This window comes from Micromonospora sp. A3M-1-15, assembly GCF_024213425.1.
In the GTDB taxonomy this organism is placed as follows: domain Bacteria; phylum Actinomycetota; class Actinomycetes; order Mycobacteriales; family Micromonosporaceae; genus Micromonospora; species Micromonospora chersina.
In genome coordinates, this window is the sequence record NZ_JANAVK010000007.1 from 275,045 (window position 1) to 301,167 (window position 26,123).

At 72.4% G+C, this 26,123-nt stretch carries 24 protein-coding genes and 1 pseudogene; 22 read left to right on the forward strand and 3 right to left on the reverse strand.

The genetic code is table 11. The features are described from left to right. The first annotated feature begins 43 nt into the window (after positions 1-43). Complete coding sequence (locus NLX85_RS29955; protein ID WP_254340781.1) at positions 44-646, forward strand: hypothetical protein; 603 nt, start codon at positions 44-46, stop codon at positions 644-646. 14 nt (positions 647-660) lie between these two features. Here NLX85_RS29955 and NLX85_RS29960 read toward each other — a convergent pair whose 3' ends face one another. Further along, positions 661-2,700 (reverse strand): AAA family ATPase, encoded by a 2,040-nt coding sequence (locus tag NLX85_RS29960; RefSeq protein ID WP_254340782.1) that lies wholly within the window; start codon positions 2,698-2,700, stop codon positions 661-663. A 184-nt stretch (positions 2,701-2,884) separates the two neighbouring features. Here NLX85_RS29960 and NLX85_RS29965 point away from each other — a divergent pair, with 184 nt between their 5' ends. Genes NLX85_RS29965 through NLX85_RS29975 form a run of 3 tightly spaced genes read left to right on the forward strand, consistent with a single transcriptional unit; the run spans position 2,885 to position 5,663 of the window. Then, positions 2,885-3,466, forward strand: coding sequence for a helix-turn-helix transcriptional regulator (locus NLX85_RS29965; protein WP_254340783.1), 582 nt, complete (start codon positions 2,885-2,887; stop codon positions 3,464-3,466). Positions 3,467-3,509: 43 nt separating this feature from the next. After that, positions 3,510-4,778, forward strand: coding sequence for an MFS transporter (locus NLX85_RS29970; RefSeq protein ID WP_254340784.1), 1,269 nt, complete (start codon positions 3,510-3,512; stop codon positions 4,776-4,778). A 33-nt stretch (positions 4,779-4,811) separates the two neighbouring features. Next, positions 4,812-5,663, forward strand: a complete 852-nt coding sequence (locus NLX85_RS29975; protein ID WP_254340786.1) for a menaquinone biosynthetic enzyme MqnA/MqnD family protein — start codon at positions 4,812-4,814, stop codon at positions 5,661-5,663. Between the two features lie 70 nt (positions 5,664-5,733). On the opposite strand, the gene NLX85_RS29980 is transcribed toward NLX85_RS29975, so the two are convergent. After that, the gene (locus NLX85_RS29980) at positions 5,734-6,672 is read right to left on the reverse strand and encodes a hypothetical protein (RefSeq protein ID WP_254340788.1); all 939 of its coding nucleotides are present in this window, start codon (positions 6,670-6,672) and stop codon (positions 5,734-5,736) included. Continuing rightward, positions 6,672-7,625 carry a hypothetical protein gene (locus tag NLX85_RS29985; RefSeq protein WP_254340790.1) on the reverse strand — a complete coding sequence of 318 codons (954 nt, stop codon included), beginning with the start codon at positions 7,623-7,625 and terminating at the stop codon, positions 6,672-6,674. The genes NLX85_RS29980 and NLX85_RS29985 overlap by 1 nt, the downstream gene beginning before the upstream one ends. A 370-nt stretch (positions 7,626-7,995) precedes the next feature. On the opposite strand from NLX85_RS29985, the gene paaA reads away from it, so the two are divergent. The 18 genes and pseudogenes from paaA to nuoH all read left to right on the forward strand — a co-directional run bounded on the left by paaA (position 7,996) and on the right by nuoH (position 26,122). Next, positions 7,996-9,060, forward strand: coding sequence for a 1,2-phenylacetyl-CoA epoxidase subunit PaaA (gene paaA / locus NLX85_RS29990; RefSeq protein ID WP_254340797.1), 1,065 nt, complete (start codon positions 7,996-7,998; stop codon positions 9,058-9,060). Continuing rightward, complete coding sequence (gene paaB, locus NLX85_RS29995; RefSeq protein ID WP_222866055.1) at positions 9,057-9,341, forward strand: 1,2-phenylacetyl-CoA epoxidase subunit PaaB; 285 nt, start codon at positions 9,057-9,059, stop codon at positions 9,339-9,341. Before paaA ends, paaB begins: the two co-directional genes overlap by 4 nt. Beyond that, the gene (paaC, locus tag NLX85_RS30000; RefSeq protein ID WP_254340801.1) at positions 9,338-10,063 is read left to right on the forward strand and encodes a 1,2-phenylacetyl-CoA epoxidase subunit PaaC; all 726 of its coding nucleotides are present in this window, start codon (positions 9,338-9,340) and stop codon (positions 10,061-10,063) included. Before paaB ends, paaC begins: the two co-directional genes overlap by 4 nt. 55 nt (positions 10,064-10,118) lie before the next feature. Next, entirely contained in the window at positions 10,119-10,598 is a 480-nt protein-coding gene (gene paaD, locus NLX85_RS30005; RefSeq protein WP_254340806.1) for a 1,2-phenylacetyl-CoA epoxidase subunit PaaD, read from the forward strand. Further along, positions 10,595-11,704 carry a 1,2-phenylacetyl-CoA epoxidase subunit PaaE gene (gene paaE / locus NLX85_RS30010; RefSeq protein ID WP_254340813.1) on the forward strand — a complete coding sequence of 370 codons (1,110 nt, stop codon included), beginning with the start codon at positions 10,595-10,597 and terminating at the stop codon, positions 11,702-11,704. The genes paaD and paaE overlap by 4 nt, the downstream gene beginning before the upstream one ends. A gap of 175 nt (positions 11,705-11,879) precedes the next feature. Further along, positions 11,880-13,070 carry a cyclic dehypoxanthinyl futalosine synthase gene (gene mqnC, locus NLX85_RS30015; RefSeq protein WP_254340821.1) on the forward strand — a complete coding sequence of 397 codons (1,191 nt, stop codon included), beginning with the start codon at positions 11,880-11,882 and terminating at the stop codon, positions 13,068-13,070. 488 nt (positions 13,071-13,558) lie between these two features. Beyond that, positions 13,559-14,005, forward strand: a pseudogene (locus tag NLX85_RS30020) (LPXTG cell wall anchor domain-containing protein); the annotation flags it as partial. Between the two features lie 95 nt (positions 14,006-14,100). Next, positions 14,101-14,811, forward strand: a complete 711-nt coding sequence (locus NLX85_RS30025) for a demethylmenaquinone methyltransferase (protein ID WP_308210860.1) — start codon at positions 14,101-14,103, stop codon at positions 14,809-14,811. Between the two features lie 75 nt (positions 14,812-14,886). Then, positions 14,887-15,105: a hypothetical protein gene (locus NLX85_RS30030; RefSeq protein WP_254340823.1), complete on the forward strand. Its 219-nt coding sequence runs from the start codon at positions 14,887-14,889 to the stop codon at positions 15,103-15,105. A gap of 134 nt (positions 15,106-15,239) precedes the next feature. Then, positions 15,240-16,514 (forward strand): geranylgeranyl reductase family protein, encoded by a 1,275-nt coding sequence (locus tag NLX85_RS30035; RefSeq protein ID WP_254340926.1) that lies wholly within the window; start codon positions 15,240-15,242, stop codon positions 16,512-16,514. Between the two features lie 134 nt (positions 16,515-16,648). Next, positions 16,649-17,014 (forward strand): NADH-quinone oxidoreductase subunit A, encoded by a 366-nt coding sequence (locus tag NLX85_RS30040; protein WP_073834101.1) that lies wholly within the window; start codon positions 16,649-16,651, stop codon positions 17,012-17,014. Between the two features lie 14 nt (positions 17,015-17,028). Next, the gene (locus NLX85_RS30045; protein ID WP_254340825.1) at positions 17,029-17,706 is read left to right on the forward strand and encodes an NADH-quinone oxidoreductase subunit B family protein; all 678 of its coding nucleotides are present in this window, start codon (positions 17,029-17,031) and stop codon (positions 17,704-17,706) included. Positions 17,707-17,761: 55 nt separating this feature from the next. Further along, positions 17,762-18,499, forward strand: a complete 738-nt coding sequence (locus tag NLX85_RS30050; RefSeq protein ID WP_254340827.1) for an NADH-quinone oxidoreductase subunit C — start codon at positions 17,762-17,764, stop codon at positions 18,497-18,499. Continuing rightward, positions 18,496-19,821: an NADH-quinone oxidoreductase subunit D gene (locus NLX85_RS30055; protein ID WP_254340829.1), complete on the forward strand. Its 1,326-nt coding sequence runs from the start codon at positions 18,496-18,498 to the stop codon at positions 19,819-19,821. Before NLX85_RS30050 ends, NLX85_RS30055 begins: the two co-directional genes overlap by 4 nt. Then, complete coding sequence (nuoE, locus tag NLX85_RS30060; RefSeq protein WP_254340830.1) at positions 19,818-20,915, forward strand: NADH-quinone oxidoreductase subunit NuoE; 1,098 nt, start codon at positions 19,818-19,820, stop codon at positions 20,913-20,915. Before NLX85_RS30055 ends, nuoE begins: the two co-directional genes overlap by 4 nt. Next, positions 20,912-22,228, forward strand: coding sequence for an NADH-quinone oxidoreductase subunit NuoF (gene nuoF / locus NLX85_RS30065; RefSeq protein WP_254340832.1), 1,317 nt, complete (start codon positions 20,912-20,914; stop codon positions 22,226-22,228). Before nuoE ends, nuoF begins: the two co-directional genes overlap by 4 nt. After that, entirely contained in the window at positions 22,228-24,708 is a 2,481-nt protein-coding gene (locus NLX85_RS30070; RefSeq protein WP_254340834.1) for an NADH-quinone oxidoreductase subunit G, read from the forward strand. Before nuoF ends, NLX85_RS30070 begins: the two co-directional genes overlap by 1 nt. Positions 24,709-24,769: 61 nt before the next feature. Beyond that, the gene (nuoH, locus tag NLX85_RS30075) at positions 24,770-26,122 is read left to right on the forward strand and encodes an NADH-quinone oxidoreductase subunit NuoH (RefSeq protein WP_254340836.1); all 1,353 of its coding nucleotides are present in this window, start codon (positions 24,770-24,772) and stop codon (positions 26,120-26,122) included. Position 26,123: the final 1 nt, after the last annotated feature.

Below are 26,123 nucleotides of genomic sequence, written 5' to 3' on the forward strand. Positions count from 1 at the left end.
CGGCCGGGCGACGACGGTTACGTCCATGATCGATACTGGGCCGATGGAGGGCACGGGATACCGCGACCGGATCGGCCGGCTCGTCGAGCCGGGCGAGCGGGTGCTGGCGTACGCGAAGGCCGAGCCGGCCCACGGGGCGCCGCCGCCTCCACCGTCCGACGCGGCGGGGCCGGAGGCGCCCGCCGGTCGGGTGAGCGCCGGGGCGGTGCTGCTCAACCTGATCTCGCCGCTGGTCAGTTGGGCGTGGGGCGACCGGCTGGTCGACCGGGTGATCTGGGGGATCGCCGGGCGCGGCGCCCCGGGCTCCGCCGCCTCCCGGCTGCGCCACGCGCTGCATCCACCCGCGCCGGACCTGGCGGCACGGGACGTCCTGCTGGTGGCCACCGACCGGCGGCTGCTGGCCTGTGTGAGCGGGCCCATGAAGCTGCTGTCCAGCCGCGCGGACGACGAGCGGTCCGTGGCGCAGACCGGGGTCGCCTGGTCGGCGTCCCGGGCCGAGGTGGCGTCGGCCCGGGTGGGCTGGCACCGGTTGAACCCGAAGCGGCTGCGCCTCGACTTCGCCGACGGCTCCTGGCTGGCGTTCACCGTGCCGATCGCCGAGTCGGGCCGGCCGCTGCGCAACGTCGCCGCCGCGCTCTCCGGCTGAGCCCGGCCGGGGGTTCAGCCGGCCAGCGGCTCGGGCAGCGGCTCCCGGTGCAGCACGGCCAGCCGGGACACCGCCCGGGTCAGCACCACGTAGAGGCGGTGCAGGCCGCGCGGCTCGGCGGCCACGATCGCGGCCGGCTCGACGACCACCACGTGGTCGTACTCCAGGCCCTTGACCAGCGTCGCCGGGACCACGGTCACCCGCGCCGCGGCCTCCACGTCGTCGGCGGTCGCGGTCTCGACGCCCGCGTCGGCGAGGGCCGCGCGGAGGCGGTCCACCGCGCCGTCGGCGGCGATCACGCCGACCGAGCCGTCGTGCGCCAGGGCCGCCCGCACCTCAACCACCGCGGCGGCCGTCAGGTCCTCGACGGTACGCACGTCGAGTGTCCCGTCCCGGCGCAGCGACTGCGCCGGTGGCACGTCGACGGCGAGCGCCGGCAGCAGCCGGTTCGCGAACGCCACCACGGCGGCGGGCACCCGGAAGCCGACGCTCAGCGGCACCACGACCGCGTCCGGCTTGCCCAGGTGGACCAGGGACTCCCGCCAGTCGGTGGCCGCCCAGGGCGCGGTGCCCTGCGCCAGGTCGCCGAGGAGGGTGATCGAGCCGTGCTCGCTGCGCCGGGCGATGGCCCGGCACTGCATGGGGGAGAGGTCCTGAGCCTCGTCGACCACCACGTGCCCGAAGCTCGCGGGCCGTTCCAGCAGCCCGGCGGCCTCGTCGATCAGCACGGCGTCCGCGGCGGTCCACCGGGTCGCCTTCGGGGTACGCCCCACCGGGCCGGTCCGGAACAGCTCCTGCTCCTCGGCGGTGAGCAGGCCGTCCGCGGCGGCGGCGAGCGCCTCGGGGTCGGTGCGCAGCCGGTGCAGCAGCCCCTCGGGGGTGAGCGCCGGCCAGACCGCGTCGAGGAACTCGGTGACCGGCTTGACCCTGCTCATCCGGCGCAGCCAGGCGTCGCTTGGCGACTCGGCCCGGCGGGCCTCGGACTGGCGTTGCAGCAGCCCCACGAGGCGGGCCAGGACCCGTTCGCGGCCGGTCGCGTACGGCAGCCCCTCGCGGCGGGTCTCCTCGACCAGCCGGTGCAGCGGGTCGAGGCCGATCCGCCAGCGGAACGAGCCGTCCGAGACCATGATCGGCCCGGTGGGCGTGCCGATGTGCGCGTCGACCGCGCGGCGCAGCACCTCGGCCAGCCGGATGTCGTGCTTGAGGGAGGCCACGGCGGGGTCGTCGACCGCGCGGACCGGCACCCGGGCGACCAGGTCCTCCACGGTGGCCTGCTCGACCTCGACCTCGCCGAGCGCCGGCAGCACCGCCGCGATGTACGACAGGAACGCCCGGTTCGGCCCGACGATCAGCACACCCGACCGGCGCAGCCGCTCCCGGTGCAGGTAGAGCAGGTACGCGGCGCGGTGCAGCCCGACCGCCGTCTTGCCGGTGCCGGGGGCGCCCTGGACGCAGATCGAGTCGGCCAGGTCGGCCCGGACCAGCTCGTCCTGCTCGGGCTGGATGGTGGCGACGATGTCCCGCATCGGGCCGACGCGGGGGCGCTCGACCTCGGCGGTGAGGATGCGGCTGGCGGTGCCCAGCTCCTCGCCCCGGTCCAGGCGCTCGTCCTCGAAGCTGGTCAGCACGCCGGCGCTGAACCCGAACCGGCGCCGCACCGCGACGCCCTGCGGGTCCCGGGCGCTGGCCCGGTAGAACGACCGGGAGACCGGGGCCCGCCAGTCCAGCACCAGCGGCTCGCCCAGCTCGTCGGTGACGTGCCGGCGCCCGACGTGGTAGTCGCGTCCGGCGTGGTCGGGATCCATGTCGCCGAAATCGAGGCGGCCGAAGAAGAGCGGGGTGGTCGGGTCGTCGGCCAGTTCCTTCACCCGCCGGGCCATGTGCCGGCCGAGCTGCTCGGCGGTGTACGCGTCCCCGGCCACCTTGTCGCCGGTGGCGAAGAGGGACTCGGCGCGCTCGCGCATCCGGCGCAGCGCCGCGCGGGAGGTGTCCAGGTGGGCGCGCTCGGCGACCAGCTCGGCATCCAGTGTCTGTTCTTGGGCGTGCAGGGTCATCCACGTACTCCTCGTCACGGGGAACAACGCTGCCGCTCGCGTTTCCGACCTCGGGTCGGCGCGGGGACGTCCTGTGCGGTGCTACTCACCACGGCCGTCAGGCGGGACAAAGCAGCTTACTCCGGTCGGGTCGGCGGGCAACCGAATTTCCCCGGGCGCCGCCCGGCGCGGGATCATGGGTGGCATGACCGACGCGCGTCCGGAGCAGCACCGGGTGACGATCAGCGATCCGCAGGTGATGCGGGCCCTGGCCCACCCGGCCCGTATGGCGATCATGGAGCATCTCAGCACGGTGGAGGGCGGTGCGACCGCCACCGAGTGCGCCGAGATCGCCGGGCTCTCGCCGAGCGCCACCAGCTACCACCTGCGGGAGCTGGCGAAGTTCGGTCTGATCGAGGAGGCGCCGAGCCGGGGGGACGCCCGGGAACGGGTCTGGCGGGCGTTCAGCCCGTCCTACTACATCGAGTCCGGGCAGGACGCGGACTCGGAGGCGCGGGCCGCCGAGCTGGCCCTGGTCGACGCGCACCTGGCCCGGGACAGCCAGCGCGCCCGGGACTGGATCCGCCGCGCCCCGGACGAGCCGCCCGACTGGTATCAGGCGGCCTGGTTCAGCGACAGCCTGCTCCAGGTCACCGCCGACGAGTTGGCCGAGCTCAACCAGGCGATCCAGGCGCTGATGAACCCCTACCGGCGCCGGCTGCGCAGCGATCCGCCGGAGGGCTCGCGCACGGTCGCCGTGCAGTACCGGGCACTGCCGATCGACTGACCGGGGGTTGCGTCGGGCAGGTGTGAAGGATTATTTTCGAAATATGTCCTTCGCATCTGGTCCGTCGCGCTGGGCCGACGTCTGGCTCGCCACCGCCGCCCGGGGCGTCTCCAGCTGCGGGGACTTCCTCGCCGCCAGCGCGCTGACCCTGGCGCTCCAGTCGGCCGGCGCCGGCGGCCTCGCGGTCTCCGGGCTGCTGCTCGCCGCCACGTTGCCGCTGGTCGCGCTCGCCCCGCTGACCGGCCGGCTCGCCGACCGGGTGGACAGCCGGGTCCTGCTGGTGGCCGCCGGGCTCGGCCAGGCCGCGATCTGCCTGGCCCTCGCGTACGCCGGGCACCCGGCCCTGGTCATCGCGCTGGTGGCGCTGCTCGCGGCCGGGCTCGCCGTCACCCAGCCGGTGCTCGCCGCGCTGGTGCCGGCCATGGTCCGGGCCGAGGACCTGCCCCGGGCCGGCGCCCTGAACCAGACCGCCGGCACCCTGGGCGCGCTCGCCGGGCCGGCACTGGCCGGCCTGCTCGTCGGCCAGTTCGGCACCCGGGTGCCGCTGCTCGTCGACGCCGTCAGCTACCTCGCGTTGGTGGCGGCCGGCCTGCTCATCCGTACCCGCCGGGGTGGCCGGCGGCCGACCGCCCCGGCGGCCGCCCCGTCGCCCGCCTGGCGGTTCCGCGGCGACCCGCTGCTGCTGGTGATGGTGGGCAGCCTCGCCGCGGTGGTCGCCGCGGTCGGCGCCATCAACGTCATCGAGGTCTTCTTCATCCGGGAGACCCTGCACAGCTCCACCACGGTGTACGGCCTGGTCACCGGCGCCTGGACGCTCGGCATCGTGGTCGGCGGCTGGCTCTTCGCCCGGCTCGCCCGCCGGCTCACCGACGACGGCGCGCTGCTCGGGGCCGGGCTGGTCCTGCTCGGCGGTTGCTGCCTGGCGGTGCTCGCCTCGGCGGCGGTGCCGGCGGCCTGGCTGCTCGTGCCGATCTGGCTGGCCGGCGGGGTGGGCAACGGCGGCGACAACGTCTTCAACAACCTGCTGCTGGCCCGGCGGGTGCCCGAGGTGGCCCGGGGCCGGGCCTTCGCGATCTTCGGGGCGGCCGTGCAGGGCGCCGGGATGGGCGGCTACCTGATCGGCGGCCTGCTGCTGGAGGTGGCCGCGCCCCGGCCGCTGGTCGCCGGCTGCGGGGTGGCCGGGGTGCTGGTGGTCGTGGCGGCGGCCTGGCCGGTCCGCCGCGCGGTACGCGCCGAGCGCGCCGCCCGGCCCGCCGCCGGGACCGGGCGGGAGCGGCGTGCGGAGTTGGCCACTCCCACCCCCTCCCGCTGAGCCGGCCCGACCGGCCGGGGATACGGTCGGGTCATGGCCGACCGAATCGCCCGCCCCCGGGTGGGGCACATCCAGTTCCTCAACTGCCTGCCGATCTACTGGGGGCTGATGCGGTCGGGCGCGCTGATCGACGTCGACCTGCACAAGGACTCGCCGGACCGGCTGAACGCCGCGCTGGTCGCCGGCGACCTGGACATCGGCCCCATCTCCCAGGTGGAGTACCTGCGGCACGCCGACGAGCTGCTGCTCCTGCCGGACCTCGCGGTCGGCAGCGACGGCCCGGTGCTCTCGGTAAACGTGGTGTCCACCCGGCCCCTCACCGAGCTGGACGGCGCCCGCGTGGCGCTCGGCTCCACCTCGCGTACCGGCGTGCTGCTGGCCCAGCTCCTGCTCGCGGAGCGGTACGGGGTCCGCCCCGACTACTTCCGCTGCCCCCCGGACCTCACCCAGATGCTGCTGGAGGCCGACGCCGGTGTGGTGATCGGTGACGTGGCGCTGCGCGCGCTCTACGAGGCGCCCCGCAAGGGCCTCGAGGTGACCGACCTGGGCCAGGCCTGGCGCGAGTGGACCGGGCTGCCGATGGTCTTCGCCGTCTGGGCGGTCCGCCGCGACTTCGCCGCCGCCCACCCCGGCCTGGTCAAGGAGGTGCACGAGGCGTTCCTGCGCTCGCGCGACCTGTGCCTGGCCGAGCTCGACCAGGTGGCCGAGGCCGCGGCCCGCTGGGAGCCGTTCGACGCGGCGACCCTGGCGACCTACTTCCGTACCCTCGACTTCTCGCTGGGCGAGCGGCAGGTGGCCGGCCTGCGGGAGTTCGCCCGACGCGCCGCGGCGGTCGGCGAGGCGCCCGCCCTGCCCGAGGGCGGGCCGCAGTTCTTCCAGGGCTGACGCCCTTGCACGACGAAGCGGCGGTGTCCCGGGCGACCGGGACACCGCCGCTTCGCGCAGCAGGGTGGGATCAGGTGGCGTCGCCGAGCAGCGCCTCGGTGATCTTCTCGCAGGCGTCCATGCCGTACTGCCAGGAGCTCGCGGCGCTGAACGGGGTCTTGACCATCACGCCCATCGTCCAGGTGTCGCCGATGGCCAGGCAGTTGACGTGATACTCCCGCTCCTTCTGCCGGTCGATCCACCCGTTCTTGATGGCGATCTGCTTCTGTTCGGCGGCCGGGAAAGCCTTGCGGATGCCGAAGTCGCCGTCACCGCGGACCAGCCGCATCTCGTTGAGCAGCCACTTGGTCCACTTCGGCCCGGCGGCCCGGCCGTCGTCGATGCAGAGGCCGAGCCGCGCGGTGTCCCGCGGCGACAGCATCGTCCGGCTCCAGCCGCCGTCGCTGGCGACCTTGCTGTCGGTCAGCTTGCACATCGAGATCAGCCGCTTGATCGAGGCCGAACCGCCCACGCTCTCGTAGAACTCCTGGGCCCGGGTGTTGTCGCTGTCCCGGATGATCTGTGTGGCGTCCTCCAGCTTCGCGTCGCTCGGGGTCCTGCCCGCCTCGGCGCTCCGGCGCAGGTAGTCGGCGACGACCCAGGACTTGATCATCGACGCGGTGGTGCTGGTCTCGTTCATGTTCGCCGAGCCGATGATCTTTCCGGTCCGCTTGTCCAGCACGGCCCAGGAGTACCAGCCCTTGATGTCGAGGCCGTCGAGGTCCTGGGCTTCGAACGGCAGCGGCTCCAGCGACGGCGAGGGTGACGGCGCGGCCCGGGTGCTCCGGTCGGTGGGCGCACCGGTGGACCGGCCGGTCGCCGTGCCGGTGTGCGAGGCGGCGGTGGGGCGGAACGGTGAGCCGGGCACGAACCGGAGCGAGACGAGCACCAGGCCGACCAGGATCACGGCGACGGCGCTGTACGTCAGCGTGCGGTGGTCACTGCCCGGCCGGCGCCGGCTGCCCGCCATCAGAGCTTCCCGACCGGCTGCTGCGGGACCTTGAGGGCGGCGCCCGGCTGCGGGGTCACCAGCTGGGTGGCGACGCTGGCGCAGACCTTCGCGCCGTACGAGGGGGTCCTCGGGTCACCGCCGCCGGGATAACGCATCATCACGGCGAGGGTCCAGTCGTCGGTCACCGCGAGGCAGTTGACGTGCCACTGGCCGTCGGCCCAGAGCATGGTGAAGCCGTTCTTGATGCTGACCGGGCCCTGCGACGTGATCGAGGCGGGCAGGCCGTCGATGATGCCCCAGTGCCCGCCCTGGACCTCCACGGACTTCTGGTCCTTCACGCCGCCGCGCACGTTGGCCATCTCGGTGAGCACCCACTTCGTCCACTTCGGTCCGGCGGCGGTGCCGTCGCCGATGCAGTCGCCCATCCGCACCGCGTCGCGCGGCGACATCTGGGTGTACGCCCACCTGGCCTTGGGGTCGATCTTCGTGTCGGTCAGCTTGCACATCTTGATCAGCCGATCCAGCACGGGCTTGCGCCCGCCGGCGTTGTAGAGCGCCTCGGCCGAGCGGTCGTTGCTGTCCCGGATGGCGGTGGTGGCCTGCTTCTTCCGCTCCGCGCTCAGTGGCTTGCCCTTCAGCTGGCGCAGGTAGTCGGAGACGATCCAGGCCTTGATCATCGACTCGGTCGAGTTGGTCGACGCCATGTTCGGCGTGCCGCTGATCTTGCCGGTCTTCCTGTCCATCAGCGCCCAGGAGAAGAACTTGCCGTTGAAGTTCACCGAGACCGGGCCGGCGGCCAGCGTGGGCGCCGGGGGCGCGGTCGGTGCGGGCGCGGGCACCTGCGCCACGCCGCCTCCGATGCCGCCGAGGCCTTCGCCGCCGGAGAACTTGGCGTACGCGGCGGGGACGAGCATGCCGCCGCCGATGAGGACCGCCACGATGGCGAGCACCATGGTCACGCGAGGTCGCATGAGTGGGTGAACTCCAGATTGTCTGGCCGGGGGGACCGGCGCTTCCGAATGCTGTTCGGCCTGATCGCCGAGGCCGGGGGAGATGGCCTGGAGCCGGTGGCGATCGTCGGCAGCCGATCGGTGTGCCGGGCGAAGTCTACTTCCGGACAGGCCGGATGCCAGATCCCGACGCCCGGCAACTCGCCGCGAAGGCGGGACATTGGACCGTTATGACGCCCTTGTGAGGATTCATCTTCCCCGGGTGGTCGACGTCACAGGTTTGCGCAGCTCAGCGGTTCTCACTGGAAGCGGTCGTCCGGTGACGCAAGGTGGGTGCGGAAACCTGTTACACCCTCTGGTGTCATCGGGGGCGAGCTGTAACACTGGCCTCATGTATGGCAACGACTTCGCCCCGCCCGAGGACGGCCCGGGCGGCGGCCTGCTCGGCGAGGTGGAGGCGGCGGAGGCCGCGCTGCGCGAGGCGGCGGCACGTGCCCGGCGCGGCGGACCGGCGCCGGACGAGGACTTCGCGGCGTACTTCGCGGACGTGATCGACGCCGACCAGAAGATCGAGCCGCGGGACTGGATGCCGGAGGCCTACCGGAAGACGCTCATCCGGCAGATCGCCCAGCACGCGCACTCCGAGATCATCGGCATGCAGCCGGAGGGGAACTGGATCAGCCGGGCCCCCTCGCTCAAGCGCAAGGCGATCCTGCTGGCCAAGGTGCAGGACGAGGCCGGCCACGGCCTCTACCTCTACGCCGCCGCGGAGACCCTGGGCGTCAGCCGGGACGAGCTGGTCGAGCTGCTGATCGAGGGCCGGCAGAAGTACAGCTCGATCTTCAACTACCCGAGCCTGACCTGGGCCGACGTGGGCGCGATCGGCTGGCTGGTCGACGGCGCCGCCATCGTCAACCAGGTCCCGCTGTGCCGCTGCTCCTACGGCCCCTACGCCCGCGCCATGATCCGGGTCTGCAAGGAGGAGTCGTTCCACCAGCGCCAGGGCTACGAGATCCTGCACACGATGGCCCACGGCACCCCCGGGCAGAAGGCCATGGCCCAGGACGCGGTGGACCGCTGGTGGTACCCGTCGCTGGCCATGTTCGGCCCGCCGGACGGAGACTCCACGCACAGCGCCCAGTCGATGGCCTGGAAGATCAAGCGCTTCTCCAACGACGAGCTGCGCCAGCGCTTCGTGGACATGTGCGTGCAGCAGGCGGAGATCCTCGGCCTCACCATCCCCGACCCGGACCTGCGCTGGAACGAGCAGCGGCAGGCCCACGACTACACCCAGCCCGACTACGACGAGTTGATGCGGGTGATCAAGGGCAACGGGCCGTGCAACCGGCAGCGGATGGAGCACCGGCGCCAGGCCCACGCCGACGGCGCCTGGGTGCGGGAGGCCGCCGCGGCGTACGCGGCGAAGCAGCGGAACAAGGAGAAGGTGGCGGCATGACCCAGCAGACCCCGCTGTGGGAGGTCTTCGTGCGGGCGCGGCGCGGGCTGTCGCACACCCACGTCGGCAGCCTGCACGCCCCCGACGCCGAGCTGGCCCTGCGCAACGCCCGCGACCTCTACACCCGGCGCCAGGAGGGCGTCTCGATCTGGGTGGTGCCGGCGAGCGCGATCACCGCGTCCAGCCCGGACGAGAAGGACGCCTTCTTCGACCCGGCGGCCGACAAGGTCTACCGCCACCCCACCTTCTACGAGGTGCCGGACGGGGTGGCCCACCTGTGAGCAACCTGTTCGACTTCACCCTCGCCCTCGGCGACGACGCGCTGATCGCGGCGCAGCGGCTCGGCGAGTGGACCTCCCGTGCGCCCGAGATGGAGGAGGACATCGCGCTGGCCAACATCGCCCTCGACCAGCTCGGCGCGGCCCGCCTGCTGCTCACGTACGCGGGTGAGCTGGAGGGCGCCGGCCGGGACGAGGACGCGCTGGCCTACCTGCGCGGCGACCGGGAGTTCCGCAACTGCCTCCTGATCGAGCTGCCGAACGGCGACTTCGCGGTGACCATGGCGAAGCTGTTCTTCCTGGCCGCCTGGCAGCTCCCGCTCTACACCGCGCTGAGCGGGTGCGCCGACGAGCGGCTGGCCGCCATCGGCGCGAAGGCGCGCAAGGAGTCCGCGTACCACCTGGACCACGCCTCGCTCTGGGTGAAGCGGCTCGGCGACGGCACCGACGAGTCGCACCGGCGCATGCAGGACGCGGTCGACCAGGTGTGGCCGTACACCCACGAACTGTTCACCGCGGACCCGGCGGCGCCGGTCGACCCGGCCACCCTGCGGGCCGACTTCGACGCCGTCGTGTCCGCGGTGCTCGACGAGGCGACGCTGACCCGGCCGGCCGACGGCTGGACGCCGGGCGGCGGCCGGGACGGCGTCCACACCGAACACCTCTCCTACCTGCTCGCCGAGATGCAGGTGCTGCACCGCGCCCACCCCGGAGCGCGGTGGTGAGCGCCAGGAGTGCAGCGAAGCGGAGCCCCGCAGTCGCGAACGAAAGGTGTCACCGGTGACCGACCCCAGGGCGGCCGTGGCGGCGGTGGTGGACCCGGAGATCCGGGTCATCACCATCGACGAGCTGGGCATCCTGCGGTCGGTCGACGAGGACCCGGCCACCGGTCGGGTGGTCGTCACCATCACCCCCACCTACACCGGCTGCCCGGCCATGGACGTGATCCGGGCGGACATCCGCCGCGCGCTCACCGCCGCCGGCCACCCGGACGCCGAGGTCCGCACGGTGTACGCCCCGGCGTGGAGCACCGACTGGATCTCGGAGGGCGGCCGGGCCAAGCTGGCCGCCGCCGGCATCGCCCCACCCGCGCCGGCCGCGCGGGGCGGCGGCGTCGTCCCGCTGACCCTGGCCGTCCGCTGCCCGCGCTGCGGCTCACCGGAGACCGAGCAGGTCAGCCGGTTCGGCTCCACCGCCTGCAAGGCCCTGTGGCGCTGCCGCTCCTGTTCCGAACCCTTCGACCACCTGAAGGCGCTGTGACTGTCACGATCACCCGACCGGTTCGTCGCCGGCCGGTCTTCCACCCGCTGCACGTCGCCGCCGTCGACCGGCTCACCGACGATGCCGTGGCGATCACCTTCGCCGTGCCCGAGGAGCTGCGGGAGACGTTCGCGTTCTCCGCCGGGCAGCACCTGACGGTCCGGCGGGTCGGTGAAGGCGGGACGGACGTGCGGCGGTCGTACTCGATCTGCTCGACCCCCGACGAGCTGGCCCGGCACGGGCGGCTGCGGATCGGGGTGCGGGAGGTCCCCGGCGGCGCCTTCTCCGCGTACGCCTGCGGCGCCCTGCGCGACGGCGACGTCGTCGAGGTGCTGCCCCCGCTCGGCCACTTCACCTCCGCGTTCGCCCCGGACCGGGTCCGCCGCTACGGCGCGGTGGTCGCCGGCTCCGGCATCACCCCGGTGCTCTCGCTGGTCGCGACCGCGCTCTCCGTCGAGCCGGCCAGCACCTTCACCCTGGTGTACGGCAACCGCACGGCGAACACCGTGATGTTCGCCGAGGAGCTGGCCGACCTGAAGGACCGCTGGCCGACCCGGCTGCACCTCGTGCACGTGCTCTCCCGGGAGATGGGCGAGTCGGCGCTGCTTTCCGGGCGCGTCGACGCCGACCGGCTGGGCCGGCTGCTCGACACCGTCGTCCCCGGCGACGCGATCGAGGAGTGGTTCCTCTGCGGCCCGTACGGGATGGTGGTGGACGCCAAGGCGGTGCTGGCCGACCGCGGCGTGCCCGACGCGACCGTGCACACCGAGCTGTTCCACGTCGACGCCCCGCCGGAGCCGGTCCGCCGTCCGACGGACGAGCCCGGTAGCGGCGCCGAGGTGACGATCGTGCTGGACGGGCGCTCGTCGAGCTTCACGATGGGCCGCGACGAGCGGGTGCTGGACGCCGCGCTCAAGGTCCGCGGCGAGCTGCCGTACGCCTGCAAGGGCGGGGTCTGCTCGACCTGCCGGGCCAAGGTGGTCTCCGGCGAGGTGACCATGGCCCGGAACTACGCGCTGGAGCCGGACGAGGTGGCCGCCGGCTACGTCCTGACCTGCCAGTCCAGCCCGGTGACCGACAAGCTCACGGTCGACTACGACGCGTGACCGGTAGGCCCTCGTCGCGTTCGTCACCCACGACCGGCGACTGCTGGACGCCGCGAAAGGCGGTCGGGTCCCGCCGTGGCCAGCCCCGGGATGAACTGAACCGGACGATGGGGCGCTCGTCACCGGGGGTGGAGCGGCGTTCCGGCCTCCGAGCGGGCGACGTACCCTCGGAGGTGTGACGGTGAGCCGGGAGATCGACGACATCCTGCAGCGCGGCGCGGACGGCGGGCGGATCACGCCCGAGGAGGCCCTGCTGCTCTACACCGAGGCGCCCTTCCACGCGCTGGGCGAGGCGGCGGACGCGGTACGCCGGCGGCGCTACCCGGACAACATCGTCACGTACCTGATCGATCGCAACATCAACTACACGAACGTCTGCGTGACGGCGTGCAAGTTCTGCGCGTTCTACCGGGCCCCCAAGCACAAGGAGGGCTGGACCCACCCGACCGAGGAGATCCTGCGCCGCTGCGGCGAGGCGGTCGAGCTGGGCGCCACCCAGGTCATGCTCCAGGGCGGCCACCACCCGGACTACGGCGTGGAGTACTACGAGGAGCTGTTCTCCTCGGTCAAGGCGGCGTACCCGCAGCTCGCCATCCACTCGATCGGCCCGAGCGAGATCCTGCACATGGCCAAGGTCTCCGGGGTGAGCCTGGACGAGGCGATCGCCCGGATCAAGGCGGCCGGCCTGGACTCGATCGCCGGCGCGGGCGCCGAGATGCTGCCGGACCGGCCGCGCCGGGCGATCGCGCCGCTCAAGGAGTCGGGCGCGCGCTGGCTGGAGGTCATGGAGCTGGCGCACCGGCAGGGCCTGGAGTCGACCGCGACCATGATGATGGGCACCGGCGAGACCCACGCCGAGCGGATCGAGCACCTGCGGATGATCCGCGACGTGCAGGACCGCACCGGCGGCTTCCGCGCGTTCATCCCCTGGACGTACCAGCCGGAGAACAACCACCTGAAGGGTCGCACCCAGGCGACCACGCTGGAATACCTGCGGCTCGTCGCGGTGGCCCGGCTCTTCTTCGAGACGGTGCCGCACCTCCAGGCGTCGTGGCTGACCACGGGAAAGGACGTCGGCCAGCTCGCCCTGCACATGGGGGTGGACGACCTCGGCTCGATCATGCTGGAGGAGAACGTCATCTCCTCGGCCGGCGCCCGGCACCGCTCGAACCTGCACGAGCTGATCGGCATGATCCGCACCGCCGACCGGATCCCCGCCCAGCGGGACACGCTCTACAACCGCCTCGCGGTGCACCGGACCCCGGCCGACGACCCGAGCGACGACCGGGTGGTCTCGCACTTCTCCTCGATCGCCCTGCCGGGCGGCGGGGCCGGCAGGTCGCTCCCGCTGGTCGACGTCAACTGACCCCGGTTCCATCGACCGAACGGTCACCTCACCGCCGTCACGGAGTCGGTTTCGCCACCCGTTCCCGGTGAAGCTGCGGTGTGGGTCTTGGCGAGGATGATCGTGGGCCGCTAACGTGCCCGCTCGGCGCCGTCGATCGGGCCGCCGACCTGCGAGATAACAGGACGGCGGCGACCGGCGCGACCGTGACCCGCGCGGCGAGAACGGCGGTTACGCTGTCGTCGTCCGCCTGACGGTCGTCCTCCATCGGCCCGCGAGGGCCGTTCACATAAACGCACGGCAGCAGGGGCGGGATGGGTCACCATCCCGCCCCTGCTGTCTGCGTTCCGGTGAGGACGGTGGGAATCCATCGACGGGTTTCTGGCGCGGGCCGACGTCGCCCCGGTAGCGTCCGTTCGTTCCGCAACCATCCGCACGTCCCTTACCCCGGGGGATCCATGACCTTCACCTGCCGCCCGCCGCTGGCCCGCGCCGGCGCTGTGGACGGCGTCACCGAGCCGGTGCTGCACGAGGGTGACCTCTTCGCGTACGGGTTGGACGGTGCCGAGGGCGCGCCGGAGGAGGTGCCCAGGGCGGCCGGCGCCGCGCAGCGGCGTACCTTCGCCGAGGTCGACGAGCTGGACAACCACACGATCTTCGAGGCCTTCGTGGACCTGTCGGCCGAGCCCACGCCGGACCCGACCGGCACGCCGCGGCCCACCCCGACGGGCACGGGCGCGCCGGGCCCGACCGGCCAGCCGAGCGCGACGGCGACCCCGGGCGGTGGCAGCGGCGGCGGGGCCGGCGACGGCGGCCTGCCGGTGACCGGTGTGCAGGTGGGGCTGATCGGCGGTGTCGGCGCGGCCGTCCTGCTGGCCGGCGCGGCGCTGCTGCTGCTCTCCCGCCGCCGGAAGGTGGTTCTGGTCACACCGACCGACGAGCGGACCGAGGACTGACCGACCTGGACAGCGTGTGGGCGGGGTGGGCGACCACCCCGCCCTTTCGCGTACCCGGCAGGCGTCGGGCGGGGGGCGGCTGGCAGAGTGGAGGGGTGAGCCGTACCCCGCAGGGCCAGCGCGCCAGCCTGGACAAGCAGCCGCACGAGGTCGCCGCGATGTTCGACGGCGTGGCCGCCCGCTACGACCTGACCAACACGGTGCTCTCCTTCGGGCAGGACCGGTTCTGGCGGCGGGCCACCCGGGAGGCGCTCGGGCTGCGTCCCGGCGAGCGGGTGCTGGACGTGGGCGCCGGCACCGGCGTCTCGACCGAGGAGCTCGGCCACTCCGGTGCGTACGCGGTGGGCGCCGACCTGTCGCTCGGCATGCTGCACGCCGGCAAGCGCACCCGCCCGCGGGTGCCGCTGCTGGCCGGGGACGCGCTGCGGCTGCCCTTCGCCGACGCGAGCTTCGACGCGGTCACCATCTCCTTCGCGCTGCGCAACGTCAACGACACCGACGCGGCGCTGCGCGAGCTGGCCCGGGTCACCCGGCCCGGCGGCCGGCTGGTGGTCTGCGAGTTCAGCACCCCGGTCAACCCGGCGTTCCGCACGGTCTACCTGTCGTACCTGATGCGGTCGCTGCCGGCCGTGGCGCGCGCGGTGTCGAGCAACCCCGACGCGTACGTCTACCTCGCCGAGTCGATCCGGGCCTGGCCGGACCAGGCGGCGCTGGCCGCGCGTGTCGGCGCGGCCGGCTGGGGCCGGGTGGCCTGGCGCAACCTGACCGGCGGCGTGGTGGCGCTGCACCGCGCGATCCGCGACTGACGCCGGGGCCGACATAAAACCGGCCTTTTCGTGAATATCCGCTTTAGGTCTACTTTGTCCCGTAGGCTCGCCCCCATGAAGGGACCAGACCAGGCGGCCACCGACGACGACGCCGCGGAACTCATCGCGCAGCTCCGGGAGCTGGCCGGCGCGGATCCCGCCGACGTCCGTCAGGTGGTCGCCGAGGTGCTGGCCGCGCTCGACCGCGCCGCCGGCGGCGCGCTGCGCGAGCACCTGCCGGAGGCGATCCGGCTCGACGCCGGCCTGGGGCCGGCCGCTTCCGCGCGCTCCTGACCGCCGGAGGGACACATACCGGCCCGTTTCCGCGAAGTTAGGCCCCCCTCAGCGCATACAGGTGTAACGCCGGTCATAGACTCCAACCGGATCGGCTTGTGAAGCATTTCACGAGCATGCGGGAGGAGGCGCGGATGGCCGCGGTGGAGAACGACGCCGACGTCATCGTCGTGGGCGCCGGTCCCGGAGGATCGGCGACGGCGTACCACCTGGCGCGGCACGGCGTACGCGTGCTGCTGCTGGAGAAGACCGAATTTCCCCGGGAGAAGGTCTGCGGCGACGGGCTCACCCCCCGGGCCGTGCGACAGCTCATCCGGATGGGCGTGGACACCTCGCCCGAGGCCGGCTGGCTGCACAACAAGGGCCTCCGGGTGATCGGCGGCGGGATACGCCTGGAACTCGACTGGCCCGACCTGGCCAGCTTCCCCAACTACGGCCTGGTCCGGACCCGGCTCGACTTCGACGACCTGCTCGCCCAGCGTGCCGTCGCGGCCGGGGCGAAGCTGCGCACCAGCGTCAACGTGCTGGGCCCGGTGCTCGGCGCCGACGACCGGGTGATCGGCGTGCAGGCCGAGGTGGGCCCGGACAGGGAGCCGGCCACCTTCCACGCGCCGCTCGTGGTCGCCGCCGACGGCGTCTCCGGCCGCTTCCCGCTCGCCCTCGGCCTGGCCAAGCGCGAGGACCGGCCGATCGGCGTGGCGGTCCGCCGCTACTACCGGTCGCCCGCCAAGCACGACGACGACTACCTGGAGTCGTGGCTGGAGCTGCGGGCCAAGGGCAGCGACGCGCTGCTGCCCGGCTACGGCTGGATCTTCGGCCTCGGCGACGGCCGGGTGAACGTCGGCCTGGGCGTGCTCAACTCCTCCTCGGCCTTCGGCAAGACGAACTACCGCAGGCTGCTCACCGACTGGCTGGCCAACACCCCCGAGGACTGGGGGATGACCGACGAGACCAACGCGGAGGGGCCGATCCTCGGCGCCGCGCTGCCGATGGGCTTCAACCGGGTCCCGCACTACACCCGCGGGGTCCTGCTGGTCGGCGACTCCGGCGGCATGGTCAACCCGTTCAACGGCGAGGGCATCGCGTACGCGATGGAGTCCGGCGAGCTGGCCGCCGAGATCGCGGTGCAGGCGCTCGCCCGGCCGGCCGGCGCGGAGCGCGAGCGGGCGCTGCTGGCGTACCCGCAGGAGCTGAAGGCCCGCTTCGGCGGCTACTACCGGCTCGGCGGCATCTTCGTGAAGCTCATCGGCCGGCCCGAGGTGATGCGGATGGCCACCAAGCACGGCATGCCCCACCCGATGCTGATGCGCTTCGTGCTCAAGCTGCTGGCCAACCTCACCGACCCCCGGGGCGGTGACGCGATGGACCGCGTCATCAACGCGATGACGAGGGTGGCCCCCGCCGTCTAGACCACCGGTCCCGGGGTCCACGGCGCCCCGGGACCGACAAAGATCGACCCCCCGCCGGCCGAGGTCACGAGGGACGTGAATAGTGTGATTTTCGCCAACCACCGAGGTCAGGGAAGGACGAGCAGGAGACAACGATGACGCTCTCTCCTTACGCACCGATCATCGGGCTGTTCGCCCTCGCTGCGGGGTTCGCGCTGTTCTCCGTGGCCGCCGCCCGATTCGCCGGCCCCCGGCGTCTGAACAAGGCCAAGCTCGAGGCGTACGAGTGCGGCATCGAACCGAGCCCGCAGCCGGTCGGCGGCGGCCGGTTCCCGATCAAGTTCTACCTGACGGCGATGCTCTTCATCGTCTTCGACATCGAGATCATCTTCCTCTACCCCTGGGCCGTCTCCTTCGACGCCCTGCCGATCTTCGGCTTCGTGGAGATGGTCCTGTTCATCGTCGCGGTCTTCGTCGCCTACGCCTACGTCTGGCGGCGCGGCGGCCTGGACTGGGACTGAGGGAGGTACGTCAGATGGGCATCGAGGAGAAGCTCCCGGCCGGCGTCCTGCTCACCTCCGTGGAGAAGCTGGTCAACTGGTCGCGGAAGTCGTCCGTCTGGGGCGCCACCTTCGGCCTGGCCTGCTGTGCCATCGAGATGATGGCCGCCGGTGGTCCGCACTACGACATGGGCCGCTGGGGCATGGAGGTCTTCCGGGCCTCGCCGCGGCAGGCGGACCTGATGATCGTGGCCGGCCGGGTGAGCCAGAAGATGGCCCCGGTGCTGCGCCAGATCTACGACCAGATGGCCGAGCCCCGCTGGGTCATCTCGATGGGCGTCTGCGCCAGCAGCGGCGGCATGTTCAACAACTACGCCATCGTGCAGGGCGTCGACCACATCGTCCCGGTCGACATGTACCTCCCGGGTTGTCCGCCCCGGCCCGAGATGCTCATCGACGCGGTGCTCAAGCTCCGCGAGAAGATCATGTACGAGCCGCTGGGCGCGAACGGCCGCAAGATGCTGGAGGCTCGCAAGGAGCGCGGTGACGTGCCCGTCGTGCCCTACGGCTCGATGCCGTCGTCGTACCGCAACGACAAGGCCCGGCGCGCCGAGTGGACGAAGGCGGTCCGCGAGGGGCGCGAGGAGCAGCTGCGGATCGAGAACTGGATGAAGGCGCAGAACCACCTCGGCGTGCAGCGGGGCCCCAAGTGAGCGCGAGGAGTGCAGCGAAGCGGAGCCCCGCAGTCGCGAACGGAGGGCAGGCGCAGTGACGGCACCGAACGACAAGAACAACGACGGCGGCGTGCCGGTCCCGACCACCCCGGCCGGCGCCAGCAGCACCGCCCCGGCGGAGTACCCGCCGGCCAGCCCGGCCGGGCGCGGCATGTTCGGCAACCAGGGCACCGGCGACGTCTCCGGCTACGGCGGCCTGGTCCGCCAGCGCAAGCCCATCGAGGAGGCCGCCCGCCCGTACGGGGGCTACTTCGACGAGGTCCGCGACGCGCTGGAGGAGGCGTACCCCCAGTTCGGCGACGCGATCGAGAAGGTCGTGGTCGACCGGGGCGAGCTGACCCTGCACGTCCGCCCCGAGCGGATCGCCGAGATCTGCCAGGTGATGCGCGACGACCTGGCGCTCCGCTTCGAGCTCTGCTCCTCGGTGTCCGGTGTGGACTACCTGGGCGCGGACGGGCGCCGGCTGCACGTGGTCTACCAGCTCACCTCGATGACCTACCGGCGCCGGGTCCGGCTGGAGGCCGCGGTCTCCGCCGAGGACCCGCACCTGCCGAGCGTCACCGCCGTCTACCCGACCGCCGACTGGCAGGAGCGGGAGACGTACGACATGTTCGGCATCGTCTTCGACGGCCACCCCAACCTGACCCGGATCCTCATGCCGGACGACTGGGAGGGGCACCCGCAGCGCAAGGACTACCCGCTCGGCGGCATCCCCGTCGAGTACAAGGGTGCGGAAATCCCGCCGCCGGACCGTAGGAGGTCCTACCAGTGACCACGTCGAACTACGCGACCGAGCGCGAAACGACCGAGGGCAAGGTCTTCACCGTCACCGGTGGGGACTGGGACCAGGTCGTCTCCGGCACGGACCCGATCAACGACGAGCGGATCGTCGTCAACATGGGTCCGCAGCACCCGTCCACGCACGGCGTGCTCCGGCTGATCCTGGAGCTGGAGGGCGAGACGGTCCGCGAGGCCCGCTCGGTCGTCGGCTACCTGCACACCGGCATCGAGAAGAACCTCGAATACCGCAACTGGGTCCAGGGCTCGACCTTCGTGACCCGGATGGACTACCTCTCCCCGCTGTTCAACGAGACGGCGTACGCGCTCGCGGTGGAGAAGCTGCTCGGCATCACCGACGAGGTGACCGAGCGGGCCACCACCATCCGGGTGCTGATGATGGAGCTCAACCGCATCTCGTCGCACCTGGTCTGGCTGGCCACCACCGGCATGGAGCTGGGCGCGATCAACATGATGTTGTACGGCTTCCGCGAGCGGGAGTACATCCTCGACATCTTCGAGACCATCACCGGCCTGCGCATGAACCACGCGTACGTGCGGCCGGGCGGCGTCGCGCAGGACGTGCCGGACGACGCGATCGTCAAGATCCGCGACTTCCTCAAGCTGATGCCGAAGAAGCTCAAGGAGTACGAGGACCTGCTCTCCGGCCAGCCGATCTGGATCGAGCGCACCAAGAACGTCGCGGTGCTCGACGTGACCGGCTGCCTCGCGCTCGGGGTCACCGGCCCGGTGCTCCGCTCCGCCGGCCTCGCCTGGGACCTGCGCAAGACCATGCCGTACTGCGGCTACGAGACGTACGAGTTCGACGTGCCGACGCACACCGACGGCGACGTCTGGGGCCGCTACCTGGTCCGGCTGGCCGAGATCCGGGAGTCGCTGAAGCTGGTCGAGCAGGCCCTCGACCGGCTCAAGCCGGGCCCGGTGATGGTGGCCGACCGCAAGATCGCCTGGCCGGCGCAGCTCGCCATCGGCGTGGACGGCATGGGCAACTCGCTGGAGCACGTCGCCAAGATCATGGGTCAGTCGATGGAGTCCCTGATCCACCACTTCAAGCTCGTCACCGAGGGCTTCCGGGTCCCGGCGGGCCAGGTGTACGTCGGCATCGAGTCGCCCCGCGGCGAACTGGGCGTGCACGCGGTCTCCGACGGCGGCACCCGCCCCTACCGGGTGCACTACCGGGAGCCGAGCTTCGTCAACCTCCAGGCCCTCCCGGCGATGGCCGAGGGTGGCCTGATCGCCGACGTGATCGCCGGTGGCGCCTCGCTGGACCCCGTGATGGGTGGTTGTGACCGATGAGTGTTTTCACTGAAGAGACCCGGGAGCGGGCGCGGGAGATCATCGCCCGGTACCCGGCGGACCGGTCCCGCTCGGCCCTGCTGCCGCTGCTGCACCTGGTCCAGTCCGAGGAGGGGTACGTCTCCCCGGCCGGGGTCGAGTTCTGCGCCGAGGTGCTCGGGCTGAACAAGGCCCAGGTCGGCGCGGTCGCCACCTTCTACACCATGTACAAGCGCAAGCCGACCGGTGACTACCTGGTCAGCGTCTGCACCAACACCATGTGCAACGTGCTCGGCGGCCAGGAGGTCTACGACACCCTCGCCGAGCACCTGGGCGTCGGGCACGACGAGACCACCGCCGACGGGAAGATCACCCTGGAGCACGCCGAGTGCCTGGCGGCGTGCGACTACGGCCCGGTCATGACGGTCAACTACGACTTCTTCGACAACGTCGACCCGCAGGGCGCGCTCGGAGTGGTGGAGGAGCTGCGGGCCGGGGGCCGGCCGATGCCGACCCGGGGCGCCCGGCTCTGCACCCTCAAGGAGATGGCCGTCCAGCTCGCCGGTTTTGCCGACGAGCGCGACGGCGCGGTGGCCGACGGCGGGCCGGGCGAGCCGACCCTGCGCGGCCTGCGCCTGGCCGAGCAGCACGGCATCTCGGTGCCGGGCTTCGACCCGAACACCCCGATCCGCAGCAAGGCCGAGGCCGACAAGGCCGCCGCCGAGGCGAAGGCCCGGGCCGAGGCCGCGAAGCCGGCCCCGGCCGCCGAGCCGGTGAAGCCCGCGGCGGCCACCGGCAGCACCGCGCCGGACGTGAAGGCGCCTGACGACAAGTCGCCGCAGGTCCGTACCGCCGAGACCCGGCAGCCGGACGCGGGCACCGCGGTGGCGGACGCCCCCGGCACCAAGGTCCCGACGGACACCACCGCGCCCGCGCCCCGCGACGCCCAGGCGGCCGAGTCCGCCGGCGTGGCGGCCAACCCGCCGGCCGGTGACGGCAAGCCCGCCGGCGACGAGGCCGGCGCGCAGCAGCGCAACCTCAAGGAAGCGGAGGCCGGGGCGGGCGCCAACGGCGCGGGCCCGGCGGTCGCGAGCGAAACGGGGGTCCAGAAGTGACCGCTCCTCGGCCGGAGACGCTGGCCAAGCTGACGCCGGTGCTCACCAAGCGCTGGCTGTCGCCGGACGCCTGGCGGCTCGGCACCTACGAGAAGCTGGACGGCTACGCCGCCCTGCGCAAGGCGCTCAAGGCGCACCCGGACGACCTGATCCAGCTGATCAAGGACTCCGGGCTGCGCGGCCGCGGCGGCGCGGGCTTCCCGACCGGTCTCAAGTGGGGGTTCATCCCGCAGGGCGACGGCAAGCCGCACTACCTCGTGGTGAACGCCGACGAGGGCGAGCCGGGCACCTGCAAGGACCTGCCGCTCATGACCCACGACCCGCACTCGCTGGTCGAGGGCGTCATCATCGCCTCGTACGCGATCCGGGCCAACCGGGCGTACATCTACATCCGCGGCGAGGCCGTGCACGCCGCCCGCCGGCTGCGCAACGCCGTGCAGGAGGCGTACGCCAAGGGCTACCTCGGCCGGAACATCCAGGGCAGCGGCTTCGACCTCGACCTGGTGGTGCACTCCGGCGCCGGGGCGTACATCTGCGGTGAGGAGACCGCGCTGCTGGACTCGCTGGAGGGCTTCCGGGGCCAGCCCCGGCTGCGCCCGCCGTTCCCGGCGACCCACGGCCTGTACGCGAGCCCGACCGTGGTGAACAACGTCGGCACCATCGCCAGCGTGCCGTACATCGTGCTGGGCGGCGCCGACTGGTGGAAGACCATGGGGACGGAGAAGTCCTCCGGCCCGATGATCTACTCGCTCTCCGGCCGGATCGCCAACCCGGGCCAGTTCGAGTGCTCGATGGGGATCACCCTGCGCGAGCTGATCGAGCTGGCCGGCGGCATGCAGCCCGGGCACAACCTGAAGTTCTGGACCCCGGGCGGCTCGTCGACGCCGCTGCTCACCGCCGAGCACCTGGACGTGCCACTGGACTTCGAGGGGGTGGCGGCGGCCGGCTCGATCCTGGGCACCACGGCCACGCAGATCTTCTCCGACCAGGACTGCCCGGTGTACGCGACCTACCGGTGGCTGGAGTTCTACCACCACGAGTCGTGCGGCAAGTGCACCCCGTGCCGTGAGGGCAACTACTGGATGGTCCGGGTCTACCGGCGGATCCTCTCCGGTCAGGGCACCCACGAGGACCTGGACACCCTGCTCGACACCTGCGACAACATCCTCGGCCGCTCGTTCTGCGGTCTGGGTGACGGTGCGACCAGCTCGGTGACCTCGTCGCTGAAGTACTTCAAGCAGGACTACCTCGACTACATCGAGGGACGTACCGCGCCGAAGCTCTCCGAGAAGCAGCTGGTGGGAGCCCACTGATGACCGACGTAGCCAAGCAGACCGAGACCGTCACCCTGACCATCGACGGCGTCCAGGTCACCGCCCCCAAGGGGGCGCTGCTGATCCGGGTCGCCGAGCAGTTGGGCACCGAGATCCCGCGGTTCTGCGACCACCCGCTGCTGGCCCCGGCCGGCGCCTGCCGGCAGTGCCTGGTGGAGGTGGAGGGCCAGCGCAAGCCGGTCGCCTCCTGCACCCAGACCGTGGCCGACGGCATGGTGGTGCGGACCCAGCTCACCTCCCCGGTCGCCAAGAAGGCCCAGGAGGGGGTGATGGAGCTGCTGCTCCTCAACCACCCGCTGGACTGCCCGATGTGCGACAAGGGCGGCGAGTGCCCGCTGCAGAACCAGGCGATGTCCACCGGCCGCACCGACTCCCGCTTCCACGAGCACAAGCGGGAGTACCCGAAGCCGCTGCCGATCAGCACCCAGGTGCTGCTCGACCGCGAGCGCTGCGTGCTCTGCCAGCGCTGCACCCGGTTCTCCGAGGAGATCGCCGGCGACAAGTTCATCGACCTGATGGGCCGGTCGTCCGCCGAGGAGATCAACATCTACCGGGACGACGCCTACGGCGAGGAGGGCGACGAAGGTGACGTCCCCTTCAACTCCTACTTCTCCGGCAACACCGTGCAGATCTGCCCGGTGGGCGCGCTGACCGGCGCGCAGTACCGGTTCCGGGCCCGCCCGTTCGACCTGGTCTCCACCCCCAGCGCCTGCGAGCACTGCGCGGCCGGCTGCGCGCAGCGCACCGACTGGCGGCGCGGCAAGGTGCTGCGCCGGCTGGCCGGTGACGACCCGGCGGTGAACGAGGAGTGGAACTGCGACAAGGGCCGCTGGGGCTTCCAGTACACCCGCGCGTTCGACCGGCTCACCACCCCGCTGGTGCGGGACGGGAAGACCGGTGAGCTGCGCGAGGCGTCCTGGAGCGAGGCCCTCACCCGGGCCGCCGAGGGGCTGCGCGCCGCCCGGGACGGCGAGCAGGGCACGGCGGTGCTGACCGGCGGCCGGCTCACCGTCGAGGACGCCTACGCGTACGCGAAGTTCGCGCGGGTCGCCCTGCACACCAACGACATCGACTTCCGGGCCCGCCCGGTCTCCCGCGAGGAGGCCGACTTCCTGGCCAGCAGCGTCGCCGGGGTCACCGACGTGACCTACGCCGACGTGGAGAACGCGCCCGCCGTGGTGCTGGTCGGCCTGGAGCCGGAGGAGGAGTGCCCGATCCTCTTCCTGCGGCTGCGCAAGGCGTACCTGAAGAAGAAGCTCACGGTCTACGCGCTCGCGCCGTTCGCGACCCGCGGCCTGGAGAAGCTCGGGGCCAAGCTGGCCCGGGTGGTGCCGGGCGAGGAGGCCAGCGTGCTGGCCGAGCACGCCACGGTGGCCGAGGCGCTCAGCCAGCCGGGCGCCATCCTGATCGTCGGCGAGCGGCTGGGCGCGGTGCCCGGCGGCCTCTCCGCCGCGGCGGACGTGGCCCGGCGCGCCGGGGCCAAGCTGGCCTGGGTGCCGCGGCGCGCGGGTGACCGCGGCGCGGTCGACGCGGGCTGCCTGCCCAACCTGCTGCCCGGCGGCCGCGTGGTCACCGAGCCGGCCGCCCGCGCCGAGCTGGGCGAGGCGTGGGACATCCCGGCCGGGGTGATCCCGAGCCAGGCCGGCCGGGACACCGACGGCATCCTCACGGCCGCGGCCAACGGTCAGATCGGCGCCCTCGTGGTGGCCGGTGTCGACCCGGCCGACCTGTCCGACCCGCGCCTGGCCGAGCAGGCCCTGGACGCGGTGCCGTTCCTGGTCAGCCTGGAGCTGCGGATGAGCGCGGTGGCCCGCCGGGCCGACGTGGTCCTGCCGATCGCCCCGGTGGTCGAGAAGGCCGGCAGCTTCCTGGACTGGGAGGGCCGGCTGCGCACCTTCGAGAAGGTGCTGGACACCGCGGCCATGACCGACGGCCGGGTGCTCGACGCGATCGCCGCGCAGCTCGACGTGCGGCTCGGCACCGGCGACGTGCAGAGCGTCCGCCGGGAGCTGGGCGCGCTGCCGCCGACCCGGGTCGACCGGCCGTCCGCCCCGTCCGTCGAGCCGGCCACCGTGCCGCAGCCCGGCGCCGGCGAGGCCGTGCTGGCCACCTGGCACCAGCTGCTCGACCTGGGCAGCCTCACCGACGGCGACGAGCACCTCGCCGGCACCGCCCGCCCGCCGGTGGTCCGGCTGGGCAAGGGCACCGCCGAGGCGCTCGGTGTCGCGGACGGGGACCCGGTGACCGTCGGCACCGACCGCGGCGCGGTCACCCTGCCGGCGGCGATCACCGAGATGCCGGACGGCGTCGTCTGGCTGCCGACCAACTCACCCGGCTCGACCGTCCGGCGCAGCCTCGGCGCGACGTCCGGCGAGGTCGTGAAGGTCTCGGCCGCGGCGGTCGCCGCTGACGCGGCCGCCCGCCCGGGTCCGCTCCTCAACACCGGGAGTGTCCAGTGAGCGCGAGGAGTGAACGAGCGGAGCGAGTGAGCCCCGCAGTCGCGAACGAAAGGTGGGCGCAGTGAACCTCTACCTCGCGGCGCAGGACCCGACGCTGGCGGACTTCGGCAAGGACCCGTGGTGGCTGGTCCTCATCAAGATCGTCTTTGCGTTCGCCTTCGGCTTGCTGGCCACGCTGCTCGGCGTCTGGTTCGAGCGCCGCGTCGTCGGCCGCATGGCGGTGCGGCCCGGCCCGAACCAGGTCGGCCCGTTCGGCCTGCTGCAGACCCTCGCGGACGGCCTGAAGATGGCCTTCAAGGAGGACATCCTCCCGCGGACGGCCGACAAGGTGGTCTTCTTCTTCGCGCCGACCATCTCGGTGATCTGCGCGGTCACCTCGCTGTCGGTGGTGCCGTTCGGCCCGAAGGTGAGCATCTTCGGTCACCACACGCCGCTGCAGGTCACCGACGTGTCGGTGGCGGTGCTGGTGATCCTCGCCTGCTCCTCGATGGGCATCTACGGCATCGTGCTCGGCGGCTGGGCCTCCGGCTCGACGTACCCGCTGCTCGGCGGTCTCCGGTCCAGCGCCCAGATGATCTCGTACGAGGTCGCCATGGGGCTGAGCATCGTGGCGGTGTTCATGACCGCCGGCACGATGTCGACGAGCGGGATCGTCGCCGCGCAGGGGGACGCCACCCAGCTCACCATCGCCGGCCAGCAGATCCCGGCCCCCGGCTGGTACGCGATCCTGCTGCTGCCCAGCTTCGTCATCTTCTTCATCGCCATGGTCGGTGAGACCAACCGGGCGCCGTTCGACCTGCCCGAGGCGGAGTCGGAGCTGGTCGCGGGCTTCATGACCGAGTACAGCTCGCTCAAGTTCGCGCTCTTCATGCTCTCCGAGTACGTCTCGATGGTGACCATGTCCGCGGTCACCACCACGCTCTTCCTCGGCGGCTGGCGGGCACCCTGGCCGATCACCCTCTGGTCGGGCGCCAACTCGGGTTGGTGGCCGATGCTCTGGTTCTTCGGCAAGGTCATCATCCTGGTCTTCGTCTTCGTCTGGCTCCGGGGCACCCTGCCCCGGCTCCGCTACGACCAGTTCATGCGCTTCGGCTGGAAGGTCCTGCTGCCGATCAACCTGGTCTGGATCCTGGTGCTGAGCGGCCTCCGCTCGATCGAGGACTGGCAGACCAAGGACCGGCTGCTCGCCACCGGCGTCGGCGCGGGCGTGCTGCTGCTGGCCACGCTCTTCTGGCCGAGCCGGAAGAAGGCGCCGAAGCCGCCGCTCCAGGAGCAGGTGAACAGCCGCCCGCACGGCAGCTTCCCGCTGCCGCCGATGGATCTTCAGGTTCCGCCGAGCCCGCGTACCAAGCGCGTGGTCGCCGAGCGGGAGCCGGCCAACCTCGTCGCCGGCTCGGACTCCAGGGAGGTGTGAC